At 50.6% G+C, this 5,228-nt stretch carries 2 tRNA genes and 2 rRNA genes; all 4 read right to left on the bottom strand.

The annotated features are described in order from the left end of the window. Nucleotides 1-57 precede the first annotated feature (57 nt). Nucleotides 58-2,889, bottom strand: a 23S ribosomal RNA gene (locus A7A78_RS09805). Between the two features lie 169 nt (nucleotides 2,890-3,058). Continuing rightward, nucleotides 3,059-3,135 (bottom strand) — tRNA-Ala (locus A7A78_RS09800). Between the two features lie 180 nt (nucleotides 3,136-3,315). Next, nucleotides 3,316-3,389, bottom strand: a tRNA-Ile gene (locus tag A7A78_RS09790). Between the two features lie 164 nt (nucleotides 3,390-3,553). Beyond that, nucleotides 3,554-5,077: ribosomal RNA gene (locus A7A78_RS09785) — 16S ribosomal RNA — on the bottom strand. The 16S and 23S rRNA genes sit together here with 2 tRNA genes alongside, the layout of an rRNA operon. Nucleotides 5,078-5,228 lie beyond the last annotated feature (151 nt).

Raw genomic sequence — 5,228 nt, 5'->3', positions numbered from 1 at the left:
TTGCTTAAAAAAAGAGTTTGCGTCCCCCCTCCCTTGGAGGGGAAGGGGGAGGCTTTCGTACATAAGCTTACGGGCTATTAGTACCGCTCGGCTGGGACGTTACCGCCCTTACACCTACGGCCTATCAACGTGGTAGTCTCCCACGGCCCTTTAAAGAAATCTCATCTTGTGGTGGGTTTCGCGCTTATATGCTTTCAGCGCTTATCCCTTCCCGACGTAGCTACCCAGCGGTGCCCCTGGCGGGACAACTGGTGCACCAGCGGTCGGTCCAATCCGGTCCTCTCGTACTAGGATCAGATCCACTCAAATTTCTTGCGCCCACTGTAGATAGAGACCGAACTGTCTCACGACGTTCTGAACCCAGCTCGCGTGCCACTTTAATGGGCGAACAGCCCAACCCTTGGGACCTTCTCCAGCCCCAGGATGTGACGAGCCGACATCGAGGTGCCAAACCCCCCCGTCGATGTGAGCTCTTGGGGGAGATCAGCCTGTTATCCCCGGCGTACCTTTTATCCTTTGAGCGATGGCCCTTCCATGCGGAACCACCGGATCACTATGCTCTACTTTCGTACCTGATCGACTTGTAGGTCTCTCAGTCAAGCTCCCTTATGCCATTGCACTCTACACACGATTGCCAACCGTATTGAGGGAACCTTTAGAAGCCTCCGTTACTCTTTTGGAGGCGACCACCCCAGTCAAACTACCCACCAAGCACTGTCCCCTTTTGTGAAGGGTTAGACTCTAGACAAGCAAAGGGTGGTATTTCAACAATGACTCCACAACGCCTGGCGACGCCGCTTCAAAGTCTCCCACCTATCCTACACATTACTTGTCCAAAACCAATACTAAGCTATAGTAAAGGTGCACGGGGTCTTTTCGTCCCACAGCGGGTAATCGGCATCTTCACCGATACTACAATTTCACCGAGCTCATGGCTGAGACAGTGTCCAGATCGTTACACCATTCGTGCAGGTCGGAACTTACCCGACAAGGAATTTCGCTACCTTAGGACCGTTATAGTTACGGCCGCCGTTTACTGGGGCTTCAATTCAATGCTTCGCCGAAGCTGACATCTCCTCTTAACCTTCCAGCACCGGGCAGGTGTCAGGCCCTATACTTCATCTTTCGATTTTGCAGAGCCCTGTGTTTTTGATAAACAGTCGCCTGGACCTCTTCACTGCGGCCCCCATTGCTGGGGGCGACCCTTCTCCCGAAGTTACGGGTCGATTTTGCCTAGTTCCTTAGCCATGAATCTCTCGAGCTCCTTAGAATTCTCATCCCAACCACCTGTGTCGGTTTAGGGTACGGGCTGCCTCGCTCGCTTTTCTTGGAAGTCGATACAATGGATTATCACCTTGGCCGGAGCCTCAGTGTACTATCGCGGCGTTACCGCTCGCTTCAACGCACTATTCCGTCAGTGCGCACCATCTTTTCGCCTCCGTCGCTTTTGGCGCGGGCAGGTACGGGAATATTAACCCGTTGTCCATCCACTACCCCTTTCGGGTTCGCGTTAGGCCCCGACTAACCCCCAGCTGATTAGCATAGCTGGGGAAACCTTGGTCTTTCGGAGTGCGGGTTTCTCGCCCGCATTATCGTTACTTATGCCTACATTTTCTTTTCTGTCCGCTCCAGCACGCCTCGCGACGCACCTTCGGCGCAAACAGAATGCTCCCCTACCACCTATATAAATATAGGTCCATAGCTTCGGTAGTATGTTTATGCCCGATTATTATCCATGCCGGACCGCTCGACTAGTGAGCTGTTACGCACTCTTTAAATGAATGGCTGCTTCCAAGCCAACATCCTAGCTGTCTGTGCAGTCCAACCTCGTTTTTTCAACTTAACATACATTTGGGGACCTTAGCTGATGGTCTGGGTTCTTTCCCTCTCGGACATGGACCTTAGCACCCATGCCCTCACTGCTGACCAACATTTTATAGCATTCGGAGTTTGTCAGGAATTGGTAGGCGGTGAAGCCCCCGCATCCAATCAGTAGCTCTACCTCTATAAAACTATATGTCAACGCTGCACCTAAATGCATTTCGGGGAGTACGAGCTATTTCCGAGTTTGATTGGCCTTTCACCCCTACCCTCAGGTCATCCCAAGACTTTTCAACGTCAACGGGTTCGGTCCTCCATTTGGTGTTACCCAAACTTCAACCTGCCCAAGGGTAGATCACACGGTTTCGCGTCTACTACTACCAACTGTGGCGCCCTATTCAGACTCGCTTTCGCTGCGGCTCCGATCCTTAAGATCTTAACCTTGCTGGCAACAGTAACTCGTAGGCTCATTATGCAAAAGGCACGCCGTCACCAGTAAACTGGCTCCGACCGCTTGTAGGCGTATGGTTTCAGGTTCTATTTCACTCCGTTGTTCACGGTTCTTTTCACCTTTCCCTCACGGTACTGGTTCACTATCGGTCTCTCAGGAGTATTTAGCCTTGGCGGATGGTCCCGCCGGATTCATACAGGGTTTCACGTGCCCCGCACTACTCAGGATACTGTTATCGGTAACTGTCCTTACTAATACCGGGCTATCACCGTCTATGGCCACGCTTTCCAACGTGTTCTTATTCGTAAAGCACCAAATGTCACAGTCCTACAACCCCGGCACCGCCGTAACGGTACCGGTTTGGGCTAATCCGATTTCGCTCGCCGCTACTATCGGAATCACTATTGTTTTCTCTTCCTCCGGGTACTTAGATGTTTCAGTTCCCCGGGTTTGCCCCGCTTGCGCGGTAATACATCTTCAATGTACTGGGTTGCCCCATTCGGATACCTGCGGATCAACTTGTATGTGCCAATCCCCGCAGCTTTTCGCAGCTTATCACGTCCTTCTTCGCCTCTGAGAGCCTAGGCATTCCCCATACGCCCTTATTTTGCTTATTGTACTTTTTGCTCTTTTAATGAGTTATTCAAATTTCGCACACTATATAATAGTGTGCACTTTATTACTTTTCTCGTATTCTTTGTTTCCAATATGTCAATGAACTGTCCGGATCCCCGCGTTCCCAGGCCCGGATAACGGGCAGCTAATGGGAACAACGGTTGTTGTCCTTGGTGGAGAATATCGGAGTCGAACCGATGACCTCCTGCGTGCAAGGCAGGCGCTCTAGCCAGCTGAGCTAATCCCCCATTTCTGAATGAAATTCCAAAATTCTAAATTCCAAATTCCAAAAAGGATAGGTATCCCAACTTCTAAAATTTCCTTCAATATGTGTTTGATGAACGTTTGAACATTCAATTTTCAATATACAATGCCCAATTTTCAATTGAATATTGAGAATTGCAGATTGTTCGCTGAACATTCTTTTGTAGTCCCAGGCAGACTCGAACTGCCGACCTCTACATTATCAGTGTAGCGCTCTAACCAGCTGAGCTATGGGACTCTGTAAGCGGCCCCAATGTTCAGTGTTCAGCATCCAGTTTTGATATACTGAGACTTGACCTGTTGACCATAATATTATAAAATTGACAGCTAAACCAAGCAAGACCCCTTGCTTTCTTATATTAAGAGCCTTCTCTTGTTGAATTTTCGGTCGTCTTTCTCTAGAAAGGAGGTGTTCCAGCCGCACCTTCCGGTACGGCTACCTTGTTACGACTTAGCCCCAGTTACCAGCTTCACCCTAGGCCGCTCCTTGCGGTGACGGACTTCAGGTGCTTCCAGCTTCCATGGCTTGACGGGCGGTGTGTACAAGGCCCGGGAACGTATTCACCGGATCATGGCTGATATCCGATTACTAGCGATTCCAGCTTCACGGGGTCGAGTTGCAGACCCCGATCCGAACTGAGACAGGTTTTGTGGATTCGCTCCTGCTTGCGCAGTGGCTGCCCATTGTACCTGCCATTGTAGCACGTGTGTGGCCCAGGACGTAAGGGCCGTGATGATTTGACGTCATCCCCACCTTCCTCACGGTTTGCACCGGCAGTCTCGTTAGAGTTCCCATCTTTACATGCTGGCAACTAACGACAGGGGTTGCGCTCGTTATAGGACTTAACCTGACACCTCACGGCACGAGCTGACGACAACCATGCAGCACCTTGTAATCTGTCCGAAGAAGGATCTGTTTCCAAATCTGTCAGACTACATTTAAGCCCTGGTAAGGTTCCTCGCGTATCATCGAATTAAACCACATGCTCCACCGCTTGTGCGGGCCCCCGTCAATTCCTTTGAGTTTCATTCTTGCGAACGTACTCCCCAGGTGGGATACTTATCACTTTCGCTTGGCCACCCAGCACACCAATGTGCGCCGGACAGCTAGTATCCATCGTTTACGGCGTGGACTACCAGGGTATCTAATCCTGTTCGCTCCCCACGCTTTCGTCCATCAGCGTCAATGCGTTGTTAGTGACCTGCCTTCGCAATCGGTATTCTATGTAATATCTAAGCATTTCACCGCTACACTACATATTCTAGCCACTTCACAACGATTCAAGGCGACCAGTATCAATGGCAGTTCTACAGTTGAGCTGCAGAATTTCACCACTGACTTAGACGCCCGCCTACGGACCCTTTAAACCCAATGATTCCGGATAACGCTCGGATCCTCCGTATTACCGCGGCTGCTGGCACGGAGTTAGCCGATCCTTATTCGTACGGTACCGTCAAGCCCCCACACGTGGGGGTGTTTCTTCCCGTAAAAAAGCAGTTTACAACCCATAGGGCAGTCTTCCTGCACGCGGCATGGCTGGATCAGGCTCCCGCCCATTGTCCAATATTCCTCACTGCTGCCTCCCGTAGGAGTCTGGTCCGTGTCTCAGTACCAGTGTGGGGGATCCCCCTCTCAGGGCCCCTACCTATCGTAGCCTTGGTGTGCCGTTACCACACCAACTAGCTAATAGGACGCATGCCCATCTATTGCCGATGAATCTTTACCATATATCAAATGCTATCAATATGGACTATGGGGCATTAATCCAAGTTTCCCTGGGCTATTCCCCTGCAATAGGTAGGTTGCATACGCGTTACGCACCCGTGCGCCGGTCTCAAGGGTGCAAGCACCCTCTACCCCTCGACTTGCATGTGTTAGGCCTGCCGCTAGCGTTCATCCTGAGCCAGGATCAAACTCTTCATCGTATAATCTTCAATAATATTGCGACCATACACCAAAAGAGCCCGACTCTCAAAAAAATCTCGGGATTCTCACTTAGTTTAGTTTTCTTTGTTGACCAGCCACCTTTTCAAGTGGCGGTCTACGCTGTCAATTTCAATATCTCAATGAACTTTT

This window comes from Aequorivita soesokkakensis (genome assembly GCF_001641085.1).
Lineage (GTDB): Bacteria > Bacteroidota > Bacteroidia > Flavobacteriales > Flavobacteriaceae > Aequorivita > Aequorivita soesokkakensis.
This window is presented reverse-complemented; position numbering and strand designations above follow the sequence as displayed.